Annotated in this window: 26 protein-coding genes and 1 pseudogene; 17 read left to right on the plus strand and 10 right to left on the minus strand. The window is 43.6% G+C overall.

The features are described 5' to 3' along the window. The coding region (locus ACED25_RS03645; protein WP_371694654.1) for a transposase at positions 1 to 375 on the minus strand (375 nt) is incomplete at its 3' end. A 135-nt stretch (positions 376 to 510) separates the two neighbouring features. Between ACED25_RS03645 and ACED25_RS03650 the strand changes: the two genes are divergently transcribed. Both ACED25_RS03650 and ACED25_RS03655 read left to right on the plus strand, forming a co-directional pair. Continuing rightward, positions 511 to 948 carry a GFA family protein gene (locus ACED25_RS03650; protein ID WP_240798554.1) on the plus strand — a complete coding sequence of 146 codons (438 nt, stop codon included), beginning with the start codon at positions 511 to 513 and terminating at the stop codon, positions 946 to 948. Between the two features lie 138 nt (positions 949 to 1086). Then, entirely contained in the window at positions 1087 to 1443 is a 357-nt protein-coding gene (locus ACED25_RS03655; RefSeq protein WP_012604261.1) for a hypothetical protein, read from the plus strand. Positions 1444 to 1699: 256 nt separating this feature from the next. On the opposite strand, the pseudogene ACED25_RS03660 reads toward ACED25_RS03655, so the two are convergent. From ACED25_RS03660 to ACED25_RS03670, 3 genes and pseudogenes are all read right to left on the minus strand, one after another. Continuing rightward, positions 1700 to 1795, minus strand: a pseudogene (locus ACED25_RS03660) (integrase); the annotation flags it as partial. Positions 1796 to 1898: 103 nt separating this feature from the next. Then, positions 1899 to 2189, minus strand: a complete 291-nt coding sequence (locus ACED25_RS03665; RefSeq protein WP_009847097.1) for a type II toxin-antitoxin system RelE/ParE family toxin — start codon at positions 2187 to 2189, stop codon at positions 1899 to 1901. Continuing rightward, positions 2182 to 2403, minus strand: coding sequence for a hypothetical protein (locus ACED25_RS03670; RefSeq protein ID WP_009847096.1), 222 nt, complete (start codon positions 2401 to 2403; stop codon positions 2182 to 2184). The genes ACED25_RS03665 and ACED25_RS03670 overlap by 8 nt, the downstream gene beginning before the upstream one ends. Before the next feature lie 186 nt (positions 2404 to 2589). Between ACED25_RS03670 and ACED25_RS03675 the strand changes: the two genes are divergently transcribed. Both ACED25_RS03675 and ACED25_RS03680 read left to right on the plus strand, forming a co-directional pair. Then, complete coding sequence (locus ACED25_RS03675; RefSeq protein ID WP_102249837.1) at positions 2590 to 2910, plus strand: hypothetical protein; 321 nt, start codon at positions 2590 to 2592, stop codon at positions 2908 to 2910. Positions 2911 to 3190: 280 nt separating this feature from the next. Continuing rightward, entirely contained in the window at positions 3191 to 3517 is a 327-nt protein-coding gene (locus ACED25_RS03680) for a hypothetical protein (RefSeq protein ID WP_102249838.1), read from the plus strand. Between the two features lie 274 nt (positions 3518 to 3791). On the opposite strand, the gene rplY is transcribed toward ACED25_RS03680, so the two are convergent. Then, positions 3792 to 4070, minus strand: a complete 279-nt coding sequence (gene rplY / locus ACED25_RS03685; RefSeq protein ID WP_009847093.1) for a 50S ribosomal protein L25 — start codon at positions 4068 to 4070, stop codon at positions 3792 to 3794. A gap of 369 nt (positions 4071 to 4439) precedes the next feature. On the opposite strand from rplY, the gene ACED25_RS03690 reads away from it, so the two are divergent. The 3 genes from ACED25_RS03690 to ACED25_RS03700 all read left to right on the plus strand — a co-directional run bounded on the left by ACED25_RS03690 (position 4440) and on the right by ACED25_RS03700 (position 7043). Next, complete coding sequence (locus ACED25_RS03690) at positions 4440 to 5168, plus strand: glycosyltransferase (protein ID WP_102258618.1); 729 nt, start codon at positions 4440 to 4442, stop codon at positions 5166 to 5168. A 14-nt stretch (positions 5169 to 5182) separates the two neighbouring features. Beyond that, positions 5183 to 6490, plus strand: coding sequence for an LssY C-terminal domain-containing protein (locus tag ACED25_RS03695; RefSeq protein ID WP_371694655.1), 1308 nt, complete (start codon positions 5183 to 5185; stop codon positions 6488 to 6490). A 172-nt stretch (positions 6491 to 6662) separates the two neighbouring features. Beyond that, positions 6663 to 7043 carry a VOC family protein gene (locus tag ACED25_RS03700; protein WP_371694656.1) on the plus strand — a complete coding sequence of 127 codons (381 nt, stop codon included), beginning with the start codon at positions 6663 to 6665 and terminating at the stop codon, positions 7041 to 7043. 106 nt (positions 7044 to 7149) lie between these two features. Here the strand turns inward: ACED25_RS03700 and ACED25_RS03705 are convergent, their stop codons facing one another. From ACED25_RS03705 to ACED25_RS03715, 3 genes are all read right to left on the minus strand, one after another. Next, positions 7150 to 8496, minus strand: coding sequence for an ATP-binding protein (locus tag ACED25_RS03705; RefSeq protein WP_371694657.1), 1347 nt, complete (start codon positions 8494 to 8496; stop codon positions 7150 to 7152). A gap of 102 nt (positions 8497 to 8598) precedes the next feature. Next, a complete protein-coding gene (locus ACED25_RS03710; RefSeq protein WP_004734666.1) occupies positions 8599 to 9258 on the minus strand; it encodes a response regulator transcription factor in 660 nt (219 codons plus the stop codon). Between the two features lie 25 nt (positions 9259 to 9283). Further along, positions 9284 to 9682 carry a PepSY domain-containing protein gene (locus ACED25_RS03715; protein WP_371694658.1) on the minus strand — a complete coding sequence of 133 codons (399 nt, stop codon included), beginning with the start codon at positions 9680 to 9682 and terminating at the stop codon, positions 9284 to 9286. A gap of 288 nt (positions 9683 to 9970) precedes the next feature. Here ACED25_RS03715 and ACED25_RS03720 point away from each other — a divergent pair, with 288 nt between their 5' ends. Further along, positions 9971 to 11056, plus strand: coding sequence for a hypothetical protein (locus tag ACED25_RS03720; protein WP_371694659.1), 1086 nt, complete (start codon positions 9971 to 9973; stop codon positions 11054 to 11056). Between the two features lie 22 nt (positions 11057 to 11078). Continuing rightward, positions 11079 to 12353, plus strand: coding sequence for an EAL domain-containing protein (locus ACED25_RS03725; RefSeq protein ID WP_371694660.1), 1275 nt, complete (start codon positions 11079 to 11081; stop codon positions 12351 to 12353). Positions 12354 to 12429: 76 nt separating this feature from the next. Here ACED25_RS03725 and ACED25_RS03730 read toward each other — a convergent pair whose 3' ends face one another. Further along, a complete protein-coding gene (locus tag ACED25_RS03730; RefSeq protein ID WP_371694661.1) occupies positions 12430 to 14169 on the minus strand; it encodes a DEAD/DEAH box helicase in 1740 nt (579 codons plus the stop codon). Positions 14170 to 14266: 97 nt separating this feature from the next. On the opposite strand from ACED25_RS03730, the gene rsuA reads away from it, so the two are divergent. The 3 genes from rsuA to ACED25_RS03745 all read left to right on the plus strand — a co-directional run bounded on the left by rsuA (position 14267) and on the right by ACED25_RS03745 (position 17050). Continuing rightward, positions 14267 to 14962: a 16S rRNA pseudouridine(516) synthase RsuA gene (gene rsuA, locus ACED25_RS03735; RefSeq protein ID WP_009847085.1), complete on the plus strand. Its 696-nt coding sequence runs from the start codon at positions 14267 to 14269 to the stop codon at positions 14960 to 14962. A gap of 211 nt (positions 14963 to 15173) precedes the next feature. Further along, positions 15174 to 16391 (plus strand): Bcr/CflA family multidrug efflux MFS transporter, encoded by a 1218-nt coding sequence (locus tag ACED25_RS03740; protein WP_371694662.1) that lies wholly within the window; start codon positions 15174 to 15176, stop codon positions 16389 to 16391. Further along, the gene (locus ACED25_RS03745) at positions 16391 to 17050 is read left to right on the plus strand and encodes a DUF2913 family protein (protein ID WP_371694663.1); all 660 of its coding nucleotides are present in this window, start codon (positions 16391 to 16393) and stop codon (positions 17048 to 17050) included. Before ACED25_RS03740 ends, ACED25_RS03745 begins: the two co-directional genes overlap by 1 nt. 196 nt (positions 17051 to 17246) lie before the next feature. Here ACED25_RS03745 and ACED25_RS03750 read toward each other — a convergent pair whose 3' ends face one another. Further along, entirely contained in the window at positions 17247 to 18707 is a 1461-nt protein-coding gene (locus ACED25_RS03750; protein ID WP_371694664.1) for a DUF2867 domain-containing protein, read from the minus strand. Between the two features lie 96 nt (positions 18708 to 18803). On the opposite strand from ACED25_RS03750, the gene ACED25_RS03755 reads away from it, so the two are divergent. The 5 genes from ACED25_RS03755 (at position 18804) to nhaA (ending at position 25982) form a co-directional block, all read left to right on the plus strand. Next, positions 18804 to 20177 carry an MATE family efflux transporter gene (locus ACED25_RS03755; protein WP_371694665.1) on the plus strand — a complete coding sequence of 458 codons (1374 nt, stop codon included), beginning with the start codon at positions 18804 to 18806 and terminating at the stop codon, positions 20175 to 20177. Between the two features lie 122 nt (positions 20178 to 20299). Beyond that, a complete protein-coding gene (locus tag ACED25_RS03760; protein WP_009847080.1) occupies positions 20300 to 20971 on the plus strand; it encodes an ABC transporter ATP-binding protein in 672 nt (223 codons plus the stop codon). Further along, a complete protein-coding gene (locus ACED25_RS03765; RefSeq protein ID WP_009847079.1) occupies positions 20952 to 23405 on the plus strand; it encodes an ABC transporter permease in 2454 nt (817 codons plus the stop codon). Before ACED25_RS03760 ends, ACED25_RS03765 begins: the two co-directional genes overlap by 20 nt. Next, positions 23395 to 24543: a lipocalin-like domain-containing protein gene (locus ACED25_RS03770; RefSeq protein WP_371694666.1), complete on the plus strand. Its 1149-nt coding sequence runs from the start codon at positions 23395 to 23397 to the stop codon at positions 24541 to 24543. Before ACED25_RS03765 ends, ACED25_RS03770 begins: the two co-directional genes overlap by 11 nt. A gap of 275 nt (positions 24544 to 24818) precedes the next feature. After that, positions 24819 to 25982, plus strand: a complete 1164-nt coding sequence (gene nhaA, locus ACED25_RS03775) for a Na+/H+ antiporter NhaA (RefSeq protein WP_029222855.1) — start codon at positions 24819 to 24821, stop codon at positions 25980 to 25982. Positions 25983 to 26106: the final 124 nt, after the last annotated feature.

Raw genomic sequence — 26106 nt, forward strand, 5'->3', positions numbered from 1 at the left:
CGGTACATAGATGGGTGTGAGCTCTTCGGCTTTTAACAGCTTGGCGAGCTTTGCAGCGTCTCGTTTGTCGGCTTTAACTCTATCGCCTGGCTTTTTAGGTATAAGTGATGGAGCGACGACATAGCAGCAGTGTCCAAGGCTCGTCATTAAGCGATAAGTCCAGTAACCACATGGTCCTGCTTCATAGACAAAGTGCAGAGTGGCTTTGGGATACTTGGATTGCAGCTGTTTGGCTAATTTAATCAACGCGGACTTATTCGATTTAATACGGCCAAGGTGTAGTGGATTTGCCCCACGATGTTCTTGTAATACAGTGACTTGAATAAATGACTTATGCGTATCTAAGCCAATAAAAATTATGCTATCTTTATTCATGCTAGCCTCCAAATTTAGTTGTTTGACGCACTAATTATGGCTCTGGCTTTAAGCTAACCCACGATATTGGAGGCTAGCACCTTTCGTGGGGGTCATTATGTCTAAGCGTACTTTTTTGATTAAGGGAGTTTGAGTTTGAAAGGTATTTGTTTGTGTGGCGAGGTGTCGTTTGAGCTATCTGGTGCCTTACCTCCGATTTATCAATGTCATTGTTCGCTTTGTCGCAAAGTATCTGGGTCGTCATCGAATTCAGCTTTAATTGTTAAAGCGGATAATTTCAAATGGCTTTCGAGTACAAATTCTATTGGTCGTTATGTTTCAAGTTCAGGCTTTAAATCGGAATTTTGTCAGTGTTGTGGAAGCCCTGTACCGAACCTTAGCTCAAGCAAAGATAAATATTGGGTGCCGGCAGGATTGATGTCCGAAGATTTAGAAACAACAATCAAGGCTCATGTCTATGTTAATTCGCGAGCAAACTGGGATGAGGCATTTATCTGCGATAACGTCGAAGAATTTGCCACAATGCCTTCAGAATCTGAATGGTTGAAACTATCGGATAAACCGTACGCATAACAAATGCATCAACACGATTTGCTACACTCGGCGTTGTCAGTTTGCCTTTAGTTTCAGTGATTAAGGCGTTAAAATTCAGCTAGGTCTGTATCGTAGCAAACGTGTTATGCAGGCGTTAGCTTAAAGGGACGTGAAGCTATGGATGTTATTTCAATAATCATTGTCGTTTTATGCGCAACATTTGTGTTTCCTGCCTTGTTTGGTTTGTTCGAATTGAAAACTTCAAAGCTCAAAGCAATCATCGAGGTTGAGGGTAATCAAATAACGATCCGCAAGCTGGCTGTGGAACGATTCCTTAGCTTAAAAGGCAGCACGATATGTACTACTAGCATTGTCCGTATTCAGTTTGTGAAAGACCCGATTGGAGGGACGTGCGTAACTCTGTTTAATGAATCCGATGGAGCTTTGGACTTTTGGGTTCCAGAGCACTTAATTAAAGGTGTTAAAAGTGAACTTGTGAGTGCTTGCCCGTATGCACAATTCGTTGAAATTTAAGCTAACTAATAAGGATTGAGGTGTTGCGTAGCCAACACTAAATCCCAAGTGTTGAATAAGCCCGAAGCCACTTTATTAAGTAAATTGCGTAATTTAGTTTGAAGGACACATCGCTTTGAGGTTTTTCTCAAGGCAAGCGAGGCCAAGATAAGGTTGCGATAGCAATCTTATTAACCAGTTAGCTATTTTTCGTTTCTTTCGTCGTTACACCTCCTCTATTTTGGTTGATGCCATTCTCCTTATTATCAAATGCCTTTCGACGAACCACACGAGAATAGGCATCAATAGTTGCAGGTGGTTTACCTTGCAGTTTAAGGTTAGTAAGGTGTTGTTCATAAGGAGAGTTATAGCGTTACAAGAGTATGGATGGTAGCTGTTTTACTCTGCCGCGTAGCGGCTTCGTTCAACAAACGAGTATGGCTCAGACGGGCAAGGATATTTTCGATCACATTGAATCAATATATTTTCTTCATATCTCGATAAAAATTTTCGTGCGAGCCGAGAGCTATTAGTTCGAGAGTTACAGTACCATCTTCATAGCTATAACCGAGCAATGTTAATTGCTTAACCATCTTAAATTTATGCACTCTCAAGAAAAACAGGTCACCTTTCTTCTGCTCACCAAGATGCGGATCTTCCATAAGGGCTCGAATAGCATTATCTAGATCCGTTTTTTGGTTCTTGTGTAATTTCTTGACCGCCTTCTTAAAAGTAGGTGTCTGAAGAATGTTGGTAATCTTAGTCAAAAGAGTAAGCCTCTAATTTACCTGCTTCCTTCTCAGCTTTTGCTATGACTGCTTGCTTTACGAACTCATAAGGTAGATCGGGGTTGTCTTCCATCATTTTCCCGATTTTAGCCCAGTGCTCAATTTGTTTTGGTGTAGTGCGGTTTAGTGCTTTAGCCATTATCGCAGCCTTATCAAAAAGATCTTGGTCAATACGTACACTTGCAGTAGCCATAATATGTCTCCTAATTTAGTTTGTATTTATATTGTAGTAAATCGCCACAGGTGTTGCAAATTGCGCCATGACAAGCATTTAAGCAGACTGTTACGCTTGTAATTTTCTACTTGGATTAGTTTCAGTGATTTCGATCGTAGGTTTGAGTGTTTAGGTAGTGTTGTCAGCGACTCAATTAGGCATTATGTGCTTCAGGCAAATTATCTTATGGAGGCAATAGTGAAAGATCCTGATATCGAGTTTTCAAAATGGAAGCTAGAGAGGAAAAAAGGAAGTCTCAGATTTACTGCTCGTACATCATTTCCAGCAATCTTAGGCGTGATGGTAGGTCGAAGTATTGAGCCGTTGTTTATGTCAGAAACAGCTTGGGGCTGGATACAAACTACCGATGTATTAATGAGTGGCTTCTGGAGCTCGATTGGAGCTATCCCCTTAAGTTATGCAATATGGTTTTGGCGTGAGAAGAAGTATAAGCATCATGTCGCTAATCTTCAGCAACGCAGATAACAAGCATTTAAGGCGGATTCTTATATGTACCTCTGGCCAAATTTTATGCCTGTATTTCTTAGCATCAAGCGAAATTGAAATTAGTGGAATTAATATCAAACTAGACTTTGGAAATATCCCTACAGGCGCTTAAAGCGGCCTATTGCTGGCTCCTCCTTTCAGCTCAAGATTGGATTTCGTGTTAACAGCGCTCTGGTTTACTATGGGGTAATCGTGTCGTTCACGTCTTTTAAACGCCGTAATGTTCTACCCTAAAAAGTAACACTTTGTGGAGGTCTGTATGAATATCAAAGAGTCTGATTGGAAAATCTTTTGTGAGATAAAGAGTGAAGCTGCGCAACTGTTTTGTACTCGTCAGCTAGATGAAGCCATCAAAGCGATTACTGATGAATCAGAATCTGTAGGGGAAAGGTTTCACTTTATGTGCGAGTACTCCAAAGAATCTCAAAAGCAAATGAAGCTTATTTTTGATGGCCATTCTCGAAGCCGAGCATTTATCCAACTCATGCAAATGTGCGAGGAAGGTTTGATTGTACCAAAACAATTCGAACGCCTTTCAGAGGAACTCAAAAAAGACATTACGAACGTTCTAGAAAGAAGAGCCTAGCGAAAAAGCGGTCTAGTCTTTGTGTTAGAAAAACTACTGTATAAGTCCACCCTTAATCCACCCAAGCAAGAACGGGATAAAGTGGGGGAGAAGAAAGTTGATTATTTTCAGTGTATTGCGCGAGATTTGAGGCGTTTTTGAGGGCTCAAAAACGGTGAAACCCCGATGTTGGTAGCATCGGGGTTTCGAATTTCTAGATTTCTCGACTGGTAAGATCGATTATCTTTTCTATGCAGAAGGCTGGATTAATCCAATCTTATTCCTTGGTAGGGAATTAGATACGGATGAAGTCCATGTGCTCAACTTTAGGCTTGAACGCGTGACGTTGAACGTCTTGCGGCTTAACCTTAACTTCTGCGCCGTCAATCACTAGAGTGATTGTTTCGTAGAATTCAGGCTTATCCATTTGGTTGATCACGTCAGCGTGAACAAGTTCGATAGCTACAGCTGCTGCTTCGCCACCGTAGATTACAGCTGGGAATTTACCAGCGTGACGTAGGCGGCGGCTCGCACCTTTACCTAGTTCAGTACGTACTACTGCTTCAAATTTCATAGTTTTACTCTCAAATTAGTAAAAATTAACTTCACACCTCAATGCGACCTTGAGTATGTGGTAAAGCTTAGGCATAAACGAGTTCATGCTTAAGCGAGCGCGGATACTAACATCACATTCAAATCTGAGCAAGTCAGAAGCTCATCTCAAAGTGAATTTCCTTCGATAAATGATTCGTTTGGAGATAAAACGTTCACTAACTCTTATTTACCCCATTTTATCGTCTTTTACATTGCCAATCTTATCTATTTATAGCGCTGCTAAATCATCAAGTTAATGAACGGAAAATGAATGTTTGCCTAAGACTTGGTTAAGGCTTGGTTGGTTAATCTTAGTGTTAATCAAACAGCAGAATGAATAGGTGAAAATATGGAACCGGTAAGCATTGTCGTAATTACGCTAAATGAAGAGAAACGCATTAGCCGCTTAATGGAAGAGTTGAGTGTGCAAACCCACCAAGAGTTTGAAGTGATTGTTGTCGACTCGAATAGTGAAGACAACACCAGAGAAGTGGCGCAAGCCTATGAAAACGCGTTGCCAAAATTAACGGTTCATCATATGGAAAGTCGTGGTGTGAGCCTTGGACGAAACACAGGTGCTTCATTGGCGCAATACAACAGAATCCTTTTCTTAGATGCTGACGTGAGCTTGCCCCGAAACTTTCTTGCGAAAGCGCTTTATGAACTAGAGGAGAAGAAGCTTGAAGTGGCGGGTGTGTACATGAGCTCGAAAGGTCTGCCGCTTGTACACAAGTTCGGTTACGGCTTATTTAACGCAGGCTTGTTCACTACCCAGTTCTTTTTCCCGACGGCGATTGGCGCATGTATTTTCTCGACTAAACGCGCGCATGATGAGATCGGCGGTTTCGATGAAGAGATCGTCCTGTGTGAAGACTGTGACTACGTAAAACGTGCGAGCAAAACATGGCGATTTAGATTCCTGAATATGACCTTTGGTTTTGACCCACGTCGTTTAGACCAAGATGGCGTTGTGAAGACAGGCTCAACTTATCTTAAAGCCAATGTAAGACGCTTCTTCAAAGGCGAAATGCGTAACAACGAGATGAACTACAAGTTTGGTCACTACAAAGAACAGTAAGTATTGAGGTTGTTATGTTTGATGGACTAGGGCTGTTTCTGGGGGCATTGGGTGATGCTCTCATTGGCCCAAACCTATTTGTACCGGGAGAGCCCTTCTTTATCGCAGCGGGCTTTCAACTGTATTCAGGTGCATGGATGGCGTTGGTTTTGGTGATGCTAGGTGGCTTGCTTGGTGACCAACTCAGTTATTTCATTGGTTATAAATACGGTGCTAAGGCGCAACGAAGGCTCATTAAGTTTCGCCCTCAAACCAAAAGATTAATTGCGCGCTGCCGCTATCTGGTTGCTCGCAAAGGCACATACATCATTCTTTTTGCTCGTTTATTAGGGCCTATTGCTTGGGTTGTGCCATTTATAGCTGGCTCGCATCGTGTACCGTGGCGTAATTTTAGTGTGTTGGCGTTTATCGGCTTGGCTCTTGGTGGTGGACAGTTCATTGCTTGGGGCATGTTACTGGCGCACGGTGTTGAAAACTTCCCGTGGCTTAATAGCCTCAAGATATTTATCTCTGAGCATAATAGCTTGATCGCCGGTGTGTTCACGGTATTGGTTTTCACCATTATTGGCTATCGGATGAAGTGGCGACGCTTGGTGCTTAAATCCAGTGCGCTGTTGTTGGCGTGGGTATTGTTTGCGAACTACGCTCACTTTTTCTGGAAAGCGGATGATTTTAAGAATCAACCAGAGACGGCTCAAATTGACAAAGTCGACTGGAATTCGGTTACCTATAAAGCGTTCCCAGGCAAATCTTCATTCTACTCGGCACAAGCGATCAACGTACTATATGTTGGAGCAACCCCAAGAGACTTAATGAAACAATTGGGCTGGATAGAGAATCAAACTTTTTCTCGAAATGAGATTGAATGGGCTGGCTATCTCGCATTGCTTAGAGACAAAACGCCCCCAGTGTCCGATTTATATTGGAGAGACAAGCCACAAGATATGGCGTTTCAATTGCCGGGTAACTTGATGAAGCGTAGCCATATTCGCTGGTGGCGTGCTGGTGTTGATGTTCAAACTAACCAGCCTCAGTGGTTAGGTGCAATCAGCTATGATGATGGCCTTAAAGTTACCCCTTACTCCGGCATTGTGACCATACTGCATAACATTGACCCTAATGTTGATGAAGAGCGAGATAGGCTTGCTAATCAGATACGAACGTCATTACCAGATATTGATCTAGACAAGTACCCATTGGCTACGGTGGAAGTAATGAATGAAGATCATGACTATTATACCGACGGTAAGATCTTGATGATCGGAGTAGCAACTCATAATGACAATTTGCAAACTTTAGATGTCGCTGTGAATGAGATATAGATCGACTGGCTTGTGCCTTGTTTGAACTCCCTTCAAACAAGGCTTTGTGATTTCTACTGGACTCTATCTAAAGAAACTTAACCTTCTCTCATGTAACTCCTCAACTATAAATTGTTCAACTTTGACTATGCTGATTAAGGGCGAACAAGCAGCGAAAACTGAGGATAACGTTATGCAAATGAATCCGATTGGTTGGTTTGAAATATATGTTGATGACATGTCGAGAGCAAAAATTTTTTATGAATCAGTATTTAAAGTGACGCTGGACAAGTTAGACAATGAAACCGAAATCGAAGTTGAGATGTGGGTATTTCCTTGCGATATGGGGAACTATGGAGCCACTGGAGCTATATGTAAGATGTCTGGTGTAAAAGCGGGAGGCAACAGCACCATGGTTTACTTCTCTTGTGAGGATTGTGCCACAGAAGCAAGTTTGGCAGCGGCCAACGGTGGCGCGCTACAAGTACCCAAAATGGACATTGGTGAGCATGGTTTTATCAGTGTAGTGAGTGACACGGAAGGCAATATGATTGGGCTTCACTCGATGAGCTAATCATATTGAAGCGAGAAAAGCTTTGTTAAGCCAGAATAAAGTTAAGCCCTAGCGTTGTGCTAGGGCTTATCGTGTTTACTTGGTTTACTTAGCGCGTTTAGCTTACTTAACCTTTGCTTAGTTTTAGTACCAGAGAGGCTTTCAATCCGCCCATAGAGCTCTTGCTGAGCGTTAGGCTACCTCGGTAGCTGTGTGCCATTTCATTCACGATGTTAAGCCCTAAACCTGTTCCCGGTGTGGTTTCATCAAGTCGAACACCACGTTTGGTCACTTGCTCAAGCTTCTCTTCAGGAATGCCTTGGCCATCATCTTCAATCACTAATTCAATGTTGCCATCATCGAGTTCATTCGAATGGACTCGGATAATGCTGCTCGCCCATTTGTAACTGTTCTCTAGTAGGTTGCCGACCATTTCATCAAGGTCGGTTTTTTCGACCGCCACTTCAATTTCAGAGTCTAGCTCATTAATCATGGTGACTTCGTTGGCGGCATAGACTTTATCAAATGCCATTGAGATAGCTTCAACACGTTCACAAGGTGAAGACTTCACTGAAAGAATGTTCATTGCACCGGCCATGCGTGCTCGGCCAAGGTGATAATCGATTTGGCTTTGAATCTGATTAATGGGTTGTTGCAGCAGTGCCTTGTCATCCTCTGGAAGTCGCTCTATCTCATTTTTCAGAACCGACAGCGGAGTTTTCAACGCATGAGATAAGTTACCCGCGTGGTTACGCGCTCGCTCCAATAACTCTTGATAGTGGAACAGTAGGGCATTGAGGTCAGAAACCAATGGAGAAACCTCTTTCGGGTAGTTGTCGCTTAATCCTTGTTGCTCGCCGTTTCTTAACATCACCAGTTCACGTTGCATCTTACTGAGTGGCAATAGTGACCAGCTGACTTGAATACCAATCAACATCAGCACGCCCACAAACAGCAACATCAGAATCAACCAGACTTGACCTGTAAGTTCGGTCAGTGTGGATTCTAATGGGTCTTCATCAATACCTATGGTGATCGTGACAGGATCGTTCAGTTCGGGCAGATAGATATCCTGCTCGATGTAAATCAGCTTTTCTTTCTCAGGCCCTTTGATTGAAGTATGAATCGGCGAACGCTTGATTGTGAGGTCTTTGTCCCATAGCGAGCGAGATCGAATAATCTGGTCTTGAGTAGCGGCTCGCCAATAAATACCACTGTAGGGTTGGTTAAACCTAGGGTCAGACAGACGCTCTGCCATGATGAGGTTACCACTGTCGTTGGTTTCTATGTTGGCGGTTAACTCGTCCATGGTTAGGCTGAGCTGTTGCTTGACGTCATCGACCAAGTAATCGTTAACCAACTTAGGTATTCCGACGCCTGCCGCTAATATCATCGCACCTAGCCAAAAAGCCGCGGCGAGGAGCAAGCGGCTTTTTAGACTGACGTTTTTAAGTGTTCGTTTTTTTAGATTCATACGTTACCAGCCTGTCTTTGCTCATCTTGCTATGAGAACAACAACGATCAGCACAGGCTGTCCACTAATTGGAGATTGCTCTTAGCTTAATTAAATACAGCGTTATTCAGCATTCAGTTGGTAGCCAAGGCCACGAACGGTTTTGATGATCTTTGGTGCGATTTTCTTACGAATACGACCGATGAACACTTCAACCGTGTTTGAGTCGCGGTCGAAGTCTTGCTTGTAGATGTGCTCAACCAACTCAGTGCGCGAGATAACTTTGTTTTGGTTATGCATGAAGTACGCGACAACTTTATATTCTAGCGCCGTGAGGCTAACCGCTTGACCTTGCCACAACACTTTAGAGCTGCGTGTGTCTAGGCTTAAATCACCAATTTGAAGTATAGGAGCAGCACTGCCTGACGCTCGGCGCAGTTGAGCACGAATGCGGGCTATCAGCTCGACCATTTCGAATGGCTTAGTTAGGTAGTCATCAGCGCCTGCATTCAAGCCTTCTACACGCTGAGTAAGCGTGTCACGCGCACTAAGGATAATCACTGGCGTGTTAATGTTTTCGTCTCGAATGCCTTTTAATACGGTTAGGCCGTCAAGCTTAGGTAGACCTAAATCGAGAACGATGGCATCCCACTCTTCCGATGTTGCACGGTAGAGTGCGTCGATACCGTCTTGAGAAAGCTCTGGAACCCAGTCGGCTCCCTCAAGGGTCTCTAGAATTTGTTGGCCCAAACGAGGTTCGTCTTCAACGACTAAAATTTTCATGTATCACTCTTTTTATTGTTATTTATTATTCGTGGGAGTTTTTGATCGCTTCTTTAAAGTTGCGACCTTTAATCATCAGCATTTCTAACGTTTCAGCGTTGTATTCCACTTTAATGATATTGTTTTGGTAATTTATTTTTAGCTCATACACCCAAATATCATCGTCTTCTTCTAGTTCTACTTTAATGATTCGGCCATGAAGGTCGTTTTCAACCGCAGCATACATTTCTGAGAAAGGGCGAATGTAGCCCTCTTGCACCGCTTCATAGACTTCGTCTTGATCTTCTTCAAATTCGATACGGGTTCCCGCTTTATGAACATCTTGTACAAGATCATGACCGTTATGGTGATCATCTTGTGCAAAGCTTGATGTCGAGCCTATAGCTACAGCGATACAGATGAGTATAGCGCTTGGTTTTTGCATGCAGTGGCCTTAGTAAAAGAAGCAAGTAACGACAGTTTAATACAATAAAAATGAATGGAGTATGAATGTGAATACGAGAGACGCTTTATCATTTTAGCAATGTAAAGTGTTGTATCAACGTGCAATTAACCAACCTGATATTCATGTTGATTCATTTGCTCGATAGTAATGCGTTGACGTTATTACATTCCCTTACAAATTACAAATAATTAACATGGTAAACTCGCAAGTATATGGACTTATGGGGCTCTTTTGCCGCGCGATATTTGATTTAATAAGGATTTTAGAGTGCCATTTACAGTGCTAGTTATGTTGTTTTTTTCAGTGCTGATAACGTTCACTAGCCATGCTAATGAGTTAGATTTCAAGCAAATCAGTGATTTCGAATATGGCATGGTAGTGAGTGATTCTTCGGTTGATGCCATCCTATCTAAGGAAGAAGGCTGGAGCTCAATTGTTACTTGTATTCCTGAACCTAATCAGTCGTGTTGGCTTAAGCTTGCACTACCTTCAGACAACCAATCATATGAACATCTAGTTTGGAAATCTCTTTCATCCCGGACCGGCGAGCTGTTTTTTGTTGATCAAGACGGCAAAGTTGTTGGCAATTTTTTGTTTGAGTATTATCGCTCGCTACGCCTGAACAAAAATTTTGAATACAGTCATGTTTTAGTGAAATTTCCTAGAGGTAAGACTGTAAATGCCAGTGCGTTATTTTCGAAAGAGCATCAATTAAAGCAATCACTTGTCATGAAATATGGCGTGATTCTCTCGCTATTTATATTGGCGAGCGCAATATCGTTAGTTTATGTTTATTATGTTTGGCCGATAAAACGAGCTAAAACACTATTTATAACTTGTTATATAGTGCTGTTCTCTATGTTTTATATTTACAAGTTTGGGTTTTTGTGGGATGGGTATGATGATAAAGGAACCTACGTTATAAATTTTTTTAGAAGCGATTACTGGTTCGTTTCTTATTCTTTCTCTTTAGTTTGTGTGTATTTAATGCTTGTTTTTTCAAGTTGCGATAGAATAAATACTAAGCACTTACTGATTTGTTCTTCATTTGTGTTTCTACAGTTCCTTTCAGTTTATATAAACTTTGACGTTATTGTTGGGTTTTTAATTAGTACTATCCTAGCAGCCGTTGTTATAGCATTTTGTTTGATATCAAAAGAAGTTAATAATAAAGTTCAAATAATAATTAGCTATCTTTCCTGTTTTATTATGTCTGTGGTGGTTCTTGAATCATCAATGACTATTTCATTCATGCCTGAGTATTACTATTTAATACAGGCGTTATTCTACTTATCTCACGCTTCTTTTGTATTAGCGTGTGTTTATGATCTTGGGGAATTAAGAGATTATTAATCTGGGCGATTATAAGAAATTGTTGTCTAACTCTGATAAAGATTTCATGACAGGGTTGTATAATCGAAAATCCATAGAATATAAAAAGGTCATTGAGAGTTCTCGTTGCTATTATTACATTGATGCAAATCAATTGAAGTTTCTTAATGATAGTCAAGGTCACCATGTAGGTGATCGAATGATAATAAATTTAGCTATGCGCTTCAAAAAAATAGCCGCACAAGGCGTAGGGATGGCGTATAGAGTCGGTGGCGATGAATTTGTATTAATTTGCCAAACGTCGGTTTCCAACGAGTTGCTAGAATATTTGTTGGAACAGAACCTCACCCAAGAAACAGAAAACGCTTTAAGCTTTAGTTTTGGCCGTTATCGCAGTGGTCCTAATGAATCTGTCGAAGACTGTATCTACAAAGCTGAATACTGTTGCCGTAAAGCAAAGTCCAACAATGAATCTTACCAAGATTGGCAGCAACAAGACGGGGTCATGCTCTATAGCTTACCGAATCTTAGAGTAGAAGCAGTTGAATTACTTAACTCGGATAGGTTGCTTTGCTTTGCTCAAAACATTCATTCTTTAAAGGGTGTTGCTTCGAGCTATGAGCTACTGTGTCGTTTAAAAATGGAAGACGAAGAGGGGCGTGAAAAAATCGTTTCTGCTGGTGAATTGCTCGATGTTGTAGCCTCTCATGGGCTTGAGAAGGAGCTCGATTCTCGTATGCTTACTTACGCAATTGGCTTACTTGAGCATTATTCAACTATTCAATTGTCATTAAACTTCTCAGTTAAAACCATTTTCGATATGAGTGTTATCGATCGTTTATGTCATCTACCCCCTTATATCCGTTCCCGTTTATGTGTTGAAGTGACTGAGCTTGTTTTTTATCGTGCAGATGAGAAGTTTCGAAAAATAGTAGAGCGACTACAACACCACCAGATAGTAGTTGCCTTAGATGATTTTGGTTCAGGTTATTCATCGTATTCAATTTTATCTGAAGGCTGTTTTGATACGATCAAGCTTGATGGTTCGCTTGTTGAAAATATTAACAGTTCTGATTTTAAGAAAAAAATGGTGCACTCATTAGTTGAGTTGGCAGAAATGAGCCAAACTAAAGTGGTTGCAGAACGTGTTGAAACAATTGAAGAGTTAAGAACTTTAGAAACGCTAGGTATTGACTTTATTCAAGGCTTTTATATTCATAAGCCAACTTTAGCCATTGAGATTTTTGATAATATGGCTAAAGAGGCGCGGGAATCAGAAAAAGCTGAGCGCAATCTAATTTGTGGTTTAACAAGTTAACTCATGTATGGTCATTAGAATGTGAATAAAAGGAGTATAAATACTCTTTTTATTAATTCTGTTGATTATTGGGAGCCTATTGCTTGAGTTCATCTTCGAATATCTTGTCTCTCATTTTCCAAAAGCGCCCGACTTTACGTGCAATGACGAATTGAGGTGGGCGGAATCGATGTTGGTGAGCGACCACTTTCGTTGGTGAAGATTCCTCGAAGGGGCGGTGCCTGTCTGCAAGGTGAGGGCGAACAAACTGATCCTTAAAGTTCTGTTTCTGTTTCTTGGTGGTTAATGACCAAAACTCATGCACTTGTGCTTGGTTTTCTCCACGGTAAGTGACCTTAAGCTGCGACTTGCCTTTTTCGTCCTTGAGAACGTTAAGGTCCATTTCTAAACACTCAAACACCAACGCATCTTTGAGGTTTAACGCTTCCTTAAGCTTTTTATCTGGGTCGACCAAGGTGGCATCACACTCATGACAAATGCGCGCGGCAATGTCGTTGTCAGCGCCGCATTCACCACAATACTTAGCACGAAAACGATAGTTACAGTGTTCGCGTTCTCCCGTGTCTTCATCGGTAAAGTAGCCTTGGCATTTACGGCCAAAGTGCTCGAGCAAGAAGCCATTGCTGTCTAGCTTGCCCCAGAAGTTATTGTTGAAGCCGCATGCAGGGCAGGGGATGGTGATGATTTCACTGTCTGAGTCGGGTTTTGGGTCGCCCACTTCAGGTTGATAAAGGTCGTAACTGTTGCCCGCATAGTCGAGCACTAAACACTCTTTTTTACCTGGAGACAAACGCAGGCCTCGACCAACAATTTGTTGGTACAAACTGATGGACTCTGTTGGGCGCAAAATCGCGATTAAATCCACATGGGGCGCATCAAAACCTGTGGTTAATACCGATACGTTAACCAAGAACTTGATTTTACGTTCCTTGAAATCACTGATGATTTGGTCACGTTCGAGTGTCGGTGTGTCGCCGATTACAATTGAAGCTTCTCCTTCGGGCAGTAAACCAAGGATCTCTTGTGCGTGTCTAACGGTCGCAGCAAATACCATGATGCCAAGCTTGTCTTTGGCCAGTTCAATGATTTGATCGACAATTTGCGGGGTAGCGCGTTTAGACTGCTCGATCACCATATCGAGTTCTGATTCTTTATAGCGCCCCGTACTTGCCGGCCTTAGTTGCGAAAAGTCATAGCTCAAAACGGGCGCATCAATCATGCGTGCTGGTGTTAGAAAACCTTCGTCCAACAAGTAACGAATCGGCAGTTCGAAAATACAGTCTCTGAAAAATCTCGGCTCTTCAGAACGCACTTGGCCACGTGTGTGATATTGGTAAAGCCACCCCATACCAAGACGATAAGGCGTCGCGGTCAATCCAAGCACTTTTATACCCGCATTATTTTCACGTAAGTGAGTGATCACTTTTTGATAGCTGCTGGTCTTTTCATCTGGTACGCGGTGGCATTCGTCGATAACCAATAATGAGAACTGATTGGAGAATGAGTCAAGGTTTCGAACTACGGATTGAACTGAAGCAAACACCACTTGTTGGTCTGTCTCTTTACGCCCTAAACCGGCAGAGAAAATTGAGCCTTTTAGCCCATAACCTTCATACTTTTCATGGTTTTGCTCAACGAGCTCTTTTACGTGCGCAAGCACTAGAACACGACCTTTAGCGAGCCTTGCTAACACTGCAATCACAAGGCTTTTTCCTGCGCCTGTAGGCAATACAAGAACAGCCGGTGTTTGGTGTTTTCTGAAGTAATGAATCACTGATTTTACTGAGTCAGCTTGGTACGGGCGGAGTGTATACATATCGTGTCTTGTAAAATGAAAAACAAATAGTGTGAAATAGCTCAACTAATTGAGCAAAGGTGACTATAATACCCGACTTAGATTAGTTGAGGTATTCATGCGTTTAGATAAATTTCTGTGCGATGCGTTAGGCGTCACTCGAAGAGAAGCAACACACTTATTAAAATCAAAAGCAGTGACAGTAAATGATGTCATTCAAAAAAGCGGCTCACTTAAGGTAACTGAAGAGTGCGTTGTGGAATGGCAAGGCAATGAGCTGAATGTTCACGGCCCGCGTTACATCATGCTTTACAAGCCAGAAGGTTTTGTTTGTTCGCATGAAGATGGTTCAAATCGCACTGCGTTTGAATTACTCGATGAAATCAAAATGGACAAGCTGCACTTTGCAGGTCGTTTAGATGTTGATACAACGGGTCTTGTCTTAATGACAGACGACGGTAAGTGGTCTCACCGTATCACATCGCCAAAGCACAAGTGCGAGAAGATGTACCGAGTGTGGTTGGTTGAACCTGTTGAAGACGATTACGTTGAAAAGTTCAAAGAGGGCATCCAGCTTAAGAGCGAAGACGGCCTAACACTTCCAGCACACCTTGAAGTACGTGCAGAGCGTGAAGTGTTGCTAACGATTCACGAAGGCAAATACCACCAAGTAAAACGCATGTTTGCAGCACTTGGTAACAAGGTAGAAGCACTGCACCGTGAACGTATTGGTGAAATCGAGATGGACGAGTCTTTAGAGTTGGGTGAATACCGTTACCTAACACAAGAAGAAGTAGACTCTATCTGGAAGTAATCTTTTCTACCGTAGATGTGGCCGACCAAGGATAGCGTCGGCTGATTATTTTGACTGGTACTAGGACAGTTTCAGCCATTATTACTATATGTTCATGTATGTGTGCGCATATTCGTGTATCACTGTGCGTATTCGTGTATTGCTATGTGTGTATTCGTTTGCTGCGTGCATGCTCGTGTTCAAATAGAACTTAGTACTTAGTCGGAGAGTTATGCAAACGTCTACCTCACAGACCCCAAGCTCACAATCACAAACGCCTCAGTTAGGTTGGATGCTATTTTTGGTTCTGGGCGCTATTGGTGCTTTAACACCACTCGCCATCGATATGTACCTACCTGCAATGCCAACGATCGCCAAAGATCTCGGCGTTACAGCGGGTGAAGTACAAATCACACTCACAGCGTATACCGCAGGTTTTGCATTAGGTCAGTTGTTACATGGTCCGTTAGCCGACAGTTATGGTCGCAAGCCTGTTCTACTGATTGGTGTATTCTTTTTTGCGGTCGCGTCTGTTGTGAGTGCGACGACTCATGGCATTGAAGCGCTAACGTTAGTTCGTACCGCTCAAGGTTTTGCGGGTGCGGCGGCGGCGGTAATAATCCAAGCCGTTGTGCGTGATATGTTCGACCGTGAAGATTTCGCGAGAACCATGTCGTTCGTTACCTTGGTGATGACGGTTGCACCACTTATCGCGCCGATGATTGGTGGTTACTTAGCATTGTGGTTCGGTTGGCGTTCAATCTTTTGGGTGTTAGCTATTTTTGCAGTGATTGTGATTCTCGCGGTGATAATCAAAATTCCTGAGACTCTGCCTGTTGAAAATCGTCAACCATTGCGCTTTAAAACCACGATTCGTAATTACGCTCGTTTATGTAAAAACTCGACCGCTATGGGCCTAATTTTTTCGGGTGCGTTTTCGTTCTCTGGGATGTTTGCATTCTTAACCGCAGGCTCTTTTGTCTACATTGATGTCTATGGCGTACGTCCTGACCTGTTTGGTTACCTATTTGGTCTGAACATTGTTGCGATGATTCTGATGACGACAATCAATGGTCGAATTGTTAAGAAGGTTGGCTCTCATACCATGCTGAGAGCCGCGCTGGTCATTCAATTATTGGCTGGCGTCGGTTTACTGGTTGGTTGGTTATTGGATCTCGGGCTTTGGGGTATTGTGCCGTTTGTGATGCTATTTATTGGCACCATTTCTACTATCGGCAGTAACTCTATGGGTCTATTGCTCAGTGGTTATCCAAACATGGCCGGTACGGCTTCATCGCTTGCGGGAACATTAAGATTTGGTACTGGTTCTGTCGTTGGAGCTATCGTTGCGATGCTGCCAAGTGACAGTGCTGGGTCTATGGCTATGGTAATGGCTGCGTGTGCAGTAATGTCAGCATTACTATATTGGACATTAGGAAAGAAGGCATAATGTCAAAATACTATATTGAAATTCAGAAGTTAGTGAATGATGCGCTAGGCGAGCTATATGCTCTGCACAAAGCAGGCAAAGCGATTGATGCGCCTATTGCGAACAACCTTTATCTAGTTCGTTGGGTAACGAAGGCGATTAAATCCCAAGCTTATGATCGCGTGATTGTGCCTGATTTGGTGCGTTGGCAGAAGCAGGGCCGTTCAAAGGGCAATAACTCTGATTTAACTTTTACCTTCAAACGTATTTCTGCGTTTTACGGACGTTTTTTCCCTGAAGGCCAAGAGCCTAAAGCGCTAAAAGACAGTGATGTTGAAGCGTTCATGGACAAAATGTACGAGATGGGTTGGAGTGTATCAAGTGAAGACGAGCTAACGACTGGCGGCAAGATTCAATTCTTCACCGATGGTGAGCACTCTTTTGCTTTGTGTGGCAAACAGTGTGACGACTCTTTCGACGGTGAGCTGATGGTTAAGCCAATGAACTGGTTTGTTCGTGGTAACCACGCAGAGTTCATTCAAGCAGCGATGGAAGCGGGCTTTATGCTTCACAAAGTGACGGACTATAAGTCTGCGGTGAAGTATCACGGTGAATACATCGTGTATCCAGCTAACCAAGGCAACCAACTTGCAGAGATCCCAATTAGCGTTATTGGCTAGTAGCGGATTCGGGATGCGAGATGAGAGATACGAAGAGCGGAACTATCCGCTCTTTTTTTGCCTCTCATAGCGCGTGTCGCAAATTTGCTGTTAAGTCTTTTCGCATCTCGACAGACGAATCTGCTTTTAATCTCTTCGCATCCCGTATCCGCTTTTAATCGTTTCGCATCTCGTTACTCGAATCCCGGATCCGCTTTTAATCTTTTCTCATCTCGACACTCGAATCTCGCATCTGCTCTTTAGCCTGCTTCTCAATCGCCTTCACCATGCCTTTAAAGATAAACAGGTGAGCTGGCATCATCGCGAACCAATACAGTAAGCCTAAAAAGCCTTTTGGATGCCACCAAGCTGAAATGTTCAGTTCACGAGAATCACCGTGGTCAGATACGGTAATTTCGAGTCTCCCCAAACCGGGGCCTTTCATACCGAAAAGCAGAGATAGAAACTGATTCTCTTCACAGCGAATAACCTTCCAAGAATCAATTTTGTCACCGACTTTTAGGTTAGGGCCTTCTGGCATTTGTCGAACAGGTACACCACCGCCAAAGATAAGATCTAACCATTCGCGTGTGCGCCATAAAGCGTTAGCGAAGAAGTAACCCTGTTTTGGGCTTCCTATCTGCTGTGCAACATGCCAGAGGGAATCTAAGGATGCGCTTGAGGTGATACTTGCCCCTGTTTTCTTCGGGTAATAGCCATACCCAGCTTGCCAGCGTTTGAAGGCGGTCTTATCAAAGCCCCAAACATTACTTTTCACGAAGTTTCCTTCAGCGTGAATCGCTTGCTCAACCATATTTTCGAACGAGATAAGCTTCTGAGGGTACTTTTCTCTAATGATGGTCGAACTGGCAATAAAGTCATGCTTTAAGCCCGCGAGAAGCGCTCTGCCTATGTTAGACGGAACAGAAGTCACAACACCTAGCCAATATGACGCAATTGAGGGCGTGAGGAGTGACGTCGCCCAAAGCCTGAGTGGGCGATCGGCAGTTTTTGCAATATGAGCAAATTGATTTCGATAAGAGACAATGTCTGGCCCGCCAACTTCGAAGGTTTGGCTTTCGCTAGGCGTGTCCTGTGCGAGTTTTAGCAGATAGTAGTTCAGGTTCTGCAAGGCAATAGGGTTGGCTTTAGAGTCGACCCATTTGGGCGCAATCATGATAGGTAAGTTGTACACGAAGTCTCGCATGATCTCGAACGCCGCAGAGCCAGGGCCAATGATGACGCCTGCTTGAAGTTCGGTCACCGGTACTGGTCCTTTACGAAGCAGTTGTCCGGTTTGTTTTCTCGCTTGAAGATGCTCTGAATCACCCGTTTGGGGCTGAAGCGAACTGAGGTAGATGACGTGTTGGTTTTTTGGCCCAAGAGCCGAAACAAAGTTACGAGCCAAGTTGAGTTCGTAATCAATGAAATCATGGCCTTCAGCCATTCCATGTACAAGAAAGAAAATAAGGTCAAAGTCAGGGACGAGCGCTTGTGTCGCAGCTTGATCTGCGAGATCAAGGTATTCAAGTGACAAGTTGTCGTGAGGCTCGGTTCGTGCTTTTAAATAGTCGATATGCCTTGCTGCTGCTGTGACTTGATAGCCTTGCTCAAGCAAGAGAGGGAGGAGCTGCGAACCAACATATCCAGAAGCGCCTAAAACCAGTACTTTCTTCATTGTTACTCCATTTATATCTGTGGTTAAAAACCGAACATTGATATAATAGCGCGATATTTATCTTTATTCATCAATACGTTCCGTTTAGGTATCTCTATGTTGCTCTCTTCAATTATTCATCACACTCGAGGTGATTTTGTTCGTAGGCTTATTGCGATTGCTTTGCCTATTGCTTTGCAGAGCATTATGTTTTCAAGCCGAGGCTTAGTCGATGTGTTGATGTTAGGTCAGCTTGGGGAAGCAGACATTGCGGCAGTGGGGGTTGCGAGCCGTGCAATGTTTGTGACGACCATTATGCTGGTGGGTGTCACTACGGGTGGTGCACTTCTTACTGCTCAATATTGGGGCGCAGGTAACAAACAAGGTGTGCGAGAAAGTACCGCACTTACATGGTTGGTTTCGACACTATTTGCGTTACTAACCATTGTTTTCTTCGTTTCATTTCCCGCACAAATCATGGGCGTGACGACTGACTCCCAAGAAGTGATCAACCTTGGTGTTGAATACATTGTTATCACCTCGTTTAGCATGCTAGCTGTATCGTGCGTTAGCAGTATGGCTGTAGGTTTGAGAGCGATGCACAAACCCGGGCTAAGCACCTTCTTCAGCGGTATCGGTATCCTGTCTAACGTGTTCTTAAACTGGGTGCTGATCTTCGGTAACTTAGGCTTACCTGCGCTTGGAATCAAAGGTGCGGCGATTGCGACGGTATTGAGCGGTGCCATTGAAGTGGCGACCTTATATGGTTATCTTTATTGTTCAAAGCATCTCTTGGCTTTCAAGTTATGCGATATAAAAGCAGCAGCTTCGATTGAAAAAGTGGTTCGCTTCTTAAAGTTATCGCTGCCGACGACGTTTAACTTTTTGGCGTGGGCGGGTGGCTTATTTGCTTACCACGCGATCATGGGGCAATCGGGCGTTCAAGGACTGGCAGCACTGTCAGTGATGACGCCGGTTGAATCTATCTCATTGAGTTTACTGATTGGCCTTTCGAATGCGGCAGCGGTTCTGGTGGGTAATCAACTTGGCGCAAAGAATAATGAAGCGGTTTATTACCAAGCGTTAGGCTTAACGATTTTGTGTTTCTTGACCAGTATCGTGGTCGCGATTTTTCTTTACTTCGTACAAACGCCAATACTGAATGCTTTTAGTGCACTGACGGAAGAAACCAGAGCCCTCTCAGAAAAGTTCATTCTAATTTTAAGCGTGGGTATTGTTATCCGATCGGTACCGCTGACTGTCATTGTTGGTGTGTTGAGAGCGGGCGGTGATGTGAAGTTCTGCCTTTATCAAGACCTGATTGCCCAATGGGTGATCGGTATTCCGCTCGCCGCGATTGCTGCTATCTATCTGAAGTTTCCACCTGAGTGGATATATCTACTTTTCCTCACTGAAGAAGTACTTAAGTGGGGTGGGTCGCTCTACCGCATGAAAACAAGAAAATGGATTAAAAACTTGATAGGAAATTGAAGTAGAGCGCATCAACCCCATCACTTTATCGTTGGTGTGTGATCTATCTTTCAAAATACTTCCTCCTAACAGGGAATTAGTGTAGATTCTCATTCCAAATTCTAACTAATGTGAGCTGTTTAATGTTAAAGCTGTCAGACCTGTGTAAAGGCTATGTCGATGGGGGGGAGTTTCACCCTGTTTTGCAAGGTGCTGAATTAACATTAAACCAAGGTGATCAGCTGGCATTAATGGGAGAAAGTGGCTCTGGTAAGAGTACTTTGCTGAATCTTATCGCGGGTTTAGACCTCGCCGATTCAGGTGAAATCGCTTTCCCTCACTTCGATATGCACGACTCGACCGAGCGTGACCGCACCGCTTATCGTAGAAACAACATCGGTCATATCTTCCAGCAATTCAACTTGCTACCAACGCTTAACATTGCCGACAACATCCGTTTTTGCCGCCAGTTAAAAGGTTTACCTGAAGATAAGGGGCTCTGGAGACAGATTCTTTCTGCTTTAGACCTGATGCCTTTGCTTGGTCGTTACCCTGAAGAAGCGTCTGGTGGTCAACAACAACGCGCAGCGATTGCTCGTGCTCTGTACATGGAACCTAAAATTCTGTTAGCCGATGAACCGACGGGAAGTTTAGATGAGCGTAATGCAGAAGCGGTAATGCGTTTGCTGACCTCTTTGGCCCGTCAATTAGAATGTACCTTATTGCTGGTGACACACAGTGAGAAAGTTGCATTGCATATGGATGGCAGAATTCGCCTACAAGGAGGGCAACTGCATGTTATGGCCCGTAGTTAAAGCGCTACTTGGTCACTATCGACGTTACCCACTTCAGATTATCTTGGTATGGCTTGGTTTAACCCTAGGCGTATCACTTTTGGTAGGTGTTACCGCTATCAACCAACACGCCAAGCAAAGTTATACGCATGGCGAAAAACTCTTTTCGAATCCTCTTCCTTACCGTATTCGACCAAAACATAACGCGAATAAAATCCCGCAAGGTTTTTACATTCAGCTTCGTCGTGAAGGCTTTCAGCAGTGTTCTCCTTTTGACCACCATAGTATCACTGATGAAAATGGTGCAAACTTTATGCTTATTGGCATAGACCCTGTTTCTATGCTTCAGCTTCAGCCTGGTGCTGCCCTAAAAGAACTCACCACGTTAGATCTCATGAAACCACCATATCCGATCCTAGTGAGTGATGATCTTGCTGAACATATGGAATGGAAGGATGGGGACTACATTCCACTGATGGATGGTTCAGAGCTAGGTCCAGTGGTTGTGGACCAAAATAACCTGATTAATGGTACAAGGTTGATTGCGGATATATCTTTGCTCCGAATGCTTAAACGCAGTGCAGGGCTTTCCGTGATTGCGTGCTCAGACATGTCTCCTGAGAAGTTTGAACGTCTTAAAAACATGTTGCCCAATGGTTTGACAATCTCTCGCAGCTCTAAAGCTGAGCTTGAGTCATTGACTAGCGCTTTCCACTTAAATCTAAAAGCGATGGGCATGCTGTCGTTTGTCGTTGGCTTGTTTATTTTCTATCAAGCGATGTCGCTGTCTTTCATTCAGCGCCAACCACTCGTCGGAATCTTGAGACAAACAGGTGTGTCTGGTTGGCAACTGACTAAAGCGCTTTGCTTAGAGTTATTGTTATTGGTTCTACTGAGCTGGATCTGCGGTAATGTATTCGGTGTTATGTTGGCAAACCAACTGTTACCTGCCGTTTCTTCGAGTTTAGGTGATCTTTACGATGCGAATGTGGGCTTAACCCTTAGCTGGAGTTGGCGTTGGAGTGGTTATAGCTTATTAATGGCGTTGCTTGGTGCATTCCTAGCGTGTGCATGGCCATTGGTTCGTTTGCTGAGGTCGCAACCGATTCGTTTGTCATCTCGTTTATCTTTGATGCGCTTTGCTGGCACTGAGTTTACTTGGCAAGCATTGATTGGTTGTGGTTTCTTGGTTGCAGCTGTCGCTGTGTATCAAGCCCCACAAACGCAAGAATCTGGTTTTGCGATTATTGCCCTGATGCTCGTCAGTGTGGCTTTGTTTACGCCTTTCTTGATGTGGAAGCTGTTCAACAGTTTGTCTTATTCACTGCGTTGGGTTCGTGCTCGCTGGTTCTTTGCGGATGCCGCTTCAAGCATGAGTTATCGTGGTGTGGCGACAATGGCGTTCATGCTAGCGTTAACAGCGAATATTGGTGTAGAAACCATGGTGGGTAGCTTTAGGGATACCACCGATAAATGGCTAACACAGCGCTTGGCTGCAGACCTTTACATCTACCCAACCAACAACGCCGCTGCACGTATGAGTAATTGGCTGTCAGAACAGCCTGAAGTCGATTCAGTTTGGTGGCGTTGGGAGAAAGATGTCGCTTCCCCTGTCGGAAGTACCCAGGTGGTCAGTACTGGTCCTTCTGAAGGAGAATTAGAAGCGCTGACGATCAAGTTAGGTATTCCGAATTACTGGTACCACCTGCATCATTCGAAAGGTGTGTTGATCAGTGAATCGATGTCTCTCAAGTTAGGGATTCGCCCAGGCGACTATATAGACCTTTATGACAGTCTTGGCTCTGGTTGGCAGGTTGTCGGTGTTTATTACGATTATGGCAACCCTTACCATCAAGTCATGATGTCACATCGAAACTGGCTATCTGGGTTTGCTGGACGCGGAAATGTCGGTCTAGGCGTCATACTCAAAGATGATGTCAATTCCGTAGGACTTCGAAGTCGATTGGAAAGCGTATTCAGGCTTGGATCTGAGCGTATTTTTGATAATAACAATATTCACAGTCAGGCGATGAGAGTGTTTGATAGAACATTCGCGATAGCTGATACATTGGGTAACATCACTTTGGTCATCGCGGTCTTCGGCATCTTTTTCGCGACGGTTGCGGGTGAAGTGTCTCGACAAAGGCATATTTCATTGCAACGTTGCTTAGGGGTCTCGGCAAAAGAGCTGATTTTTACAGGCAGCTTGCAGTTGTTTGTGTTCGGACTTATTTCTTCCTTGATTGCTATCCCGCTCGGATTGGCGTTAGCCAGCTTGATCGTCGATATTGTCATTAAGCAGTCTTTTGGGTGGTCACTCGAATTACAAGTGATTCCTTGGGACTATTTGCAGACATTTGCGTGGGCCATGGCAGCATTAATGTTAGCTGGTGCATTGCCAGTGATGAGAATGATTCGGAACACACCGATGAAATCACTGAGGGATGCGCTTTAATATGCTTCAACGAAATGGCTCAAAAAAACTCAGACACCGATTTGTTTCTGCTCTATTACTGATTGGTTTCTTTGGCACTATTTTAGGTGTCTGGGCTTACTATTCCTATTTTGTCGATGTTGGCGATAAGGGCGAGAATGAGGTTAATTCAGTACTTGTAAGTGAGCACTTCAATGTGTTTGAACCTGTATTGCCAGACCGAGGCGTTTCGTTGCCTCGTGATTTCCAGTTCCACCCAGAATTCCAGCATGAGTGGTGGCATTATTTTGCGTCTCTAAAAGGGGATGATGGGAAAAAGTACTCGGTACAGTGGAGCTTCTTTCGTATAGCAACTGACGAGAGAGAAACTCGGGGGTGGCAAAGCCCACAGGCTTATATTTCAAATGTTGTGATTTCATCTGAATCTAAGATTTGGAAAGAGCAGCGTTTGGCGCGTGGCGGCATTGGACAGGCGGGTATGACCAGTCATCCATTTAGAATTTGGATTGATAACTGGAACTGGCGTGCTCTGGGTAACACACCGTTTCCAGGTCGCCTTCAAGTACAAACCGATACGTTTGGCCTTGAACTCGACACTATTGCGAAAGGGCCATACGTGCTCAACGGCGATAACGGCTATCAGAAAAAGCACGACTTATTGCCTGTCGCGTCTTATAACTTCAGCGCTCCGTTTTTATCTTTGAGTGGGGTTTTGAATCTCGACGGTGTAACGAAAGAAGTCGAAGGTACTGCGTGGGTGCATAAAGAGTGGGGCAGTGGCTTACTCGGAGTCGGTCAGCAAGGCTGGGATTGGTTCGTGTTTAATCTCGATGACGGTACTGCACTGAGCATTAACCGATATCGCCATAATCAACAATTGCCTTATGTTTTTGGAACATTGGCAACTCGTTCTGGCAAAGTGTATCAGCTAACGGACTCCGACATTTCTATCAAGCCATTACAGAATACGACGCTAATGAATGGTAGAAGAATGCCGCTCCAATGGATTATTAACGTGCCACAACACGATATCAATCTCACTACGCGTATCAAACGTAGGGATATGTGGCTGCCTTTTGTCATACCCTATTGGGAAGGGCCAATTATGGCGAGCGGAAGCCATGAAGCAACAGGCTTTATGCAGTTAACTGGCTACTAAAAAACACCTAAGGCTATCATTTGATAGCCTTTTTTTATGTTTGATATTCCGACAACCCTCGAATTATTTGTGCATACAGCCTTGGTGAACTCATCTATACTTAATTCATGGTGCATAACAACATTATGGAATATACGACGTATTGTTTAGTATTTGTAGGAAAAACCGAAGTTAAACATCCGAAGAAGTGATTATCTATCGATAGAGCTTGGATATAAACTCGTGGTTATTCTTTGTTATTCGTTTATTTAAATAATAAATATAAGGGCGAAATCATGACCGACGTCATCCGTGACTTCTTTAAATTGGAATCTGCTGGCGGCATCATACTAGTCATCGCTGCGGCGATCGCAATGTTTGTAGCAAACTCACCATTGAACGAAATGTACCAAGGGGTACTGCACAGCTATGTTCTTGGTATGTCTGTATCACACTGGATTAACGATGGCTTAATGGCTGTCTTCTTCCTTCTAATTGGCTTAGAAGTTAAGCGCGAACTGTTAGAAGGCGCATTAAAGTCTAAAGAGACAGCAATCTTCCCAGCTATCGCAGCGGTGGGTGGTATGCTAGCTCCTGCACTTATTTACGTGCTATTCAATTCAAGTAACCCTGAAGCGCTTCAAGGTTGGGCTATCCCAGCGGCAACTGATATCGCTTTCGCATTGGGCATCATGGCTCTTCTTGGTAACCGTGTACCGGTAAGCTTGAAGGTATTCCTACTAGCGTTGGCAATTATCGATGATCTAGGGGTTGTTGTTATCATTGCACTGTTCTACTCAGGTGATCTATCGACGCTTGCACTAACGGTTGGCTTCATTGCAACTGGTGTGCTGTTCATGCTAAACAACAAGCATGTAACTAAGCTGAGTGTTTACCTTATTGTTGGTGCAATTCTGTGGTTCGCAGTGTTGAAGTCAGGTGTTCACGCAACATTGGCTGGTGTAGTCATTGGTTTTGCTATCCCACTGAAAGGCAATAAAGGAGAGCGTTCTCCGCTGAAACATCTAGAACATGCTCTGCACCCATACGTCGCTTTTGCAATTTTGCCAATCTTCGCATTTGCAAATGCAGGTATCTCACTAGAAGGCATCTCAATTTCAAACCTTACAGGCATGCTACCTCTTGGTATTGCTATGGGTCTATTGGTTGGTAAGCCTCTGGGTATCTTCCTATTCAGCTGGGGTGCTGTGAAAACGGGCATCGCTAAGCTTCCTGAAGGTGTGAACTTCATGAACATCTTCGCGGTATCTGTGTTGTGTGGTATTGGCTTTACGATGTCTATCTTTATTTCATCGCTGGCATTTGGTCCAACGAACGCAGATTTTGATACGCTTGCTCGATTAGGTATCCTGATGGGCTCAACGACCGCAGCTATCTTAGGTTACTTCCTGCTAAGTATTTCTCTACCGAAAACTAAGCATCAAGAAGTAAAGCTATAATTGGTAGGTAAAAGCATAATCGGTAGTAGGTTCGCTTAAGAGGGAGCCTACTCACTGAGTAACAAGTCAATTTCTGAGTAGCAAGAAGAGTCACAGAATCACCTTTACGATTCATGTGACGACA

The organism is Vibrio sp. 1F263, assembly GCF_041439035.1.
Lineage (GTDB): Bacteria > Pseudomonadota > Gammaproteobacteria > Enterobacterales > Vibrionaceae > Vibrio > Vibrio tasmaniensis_A.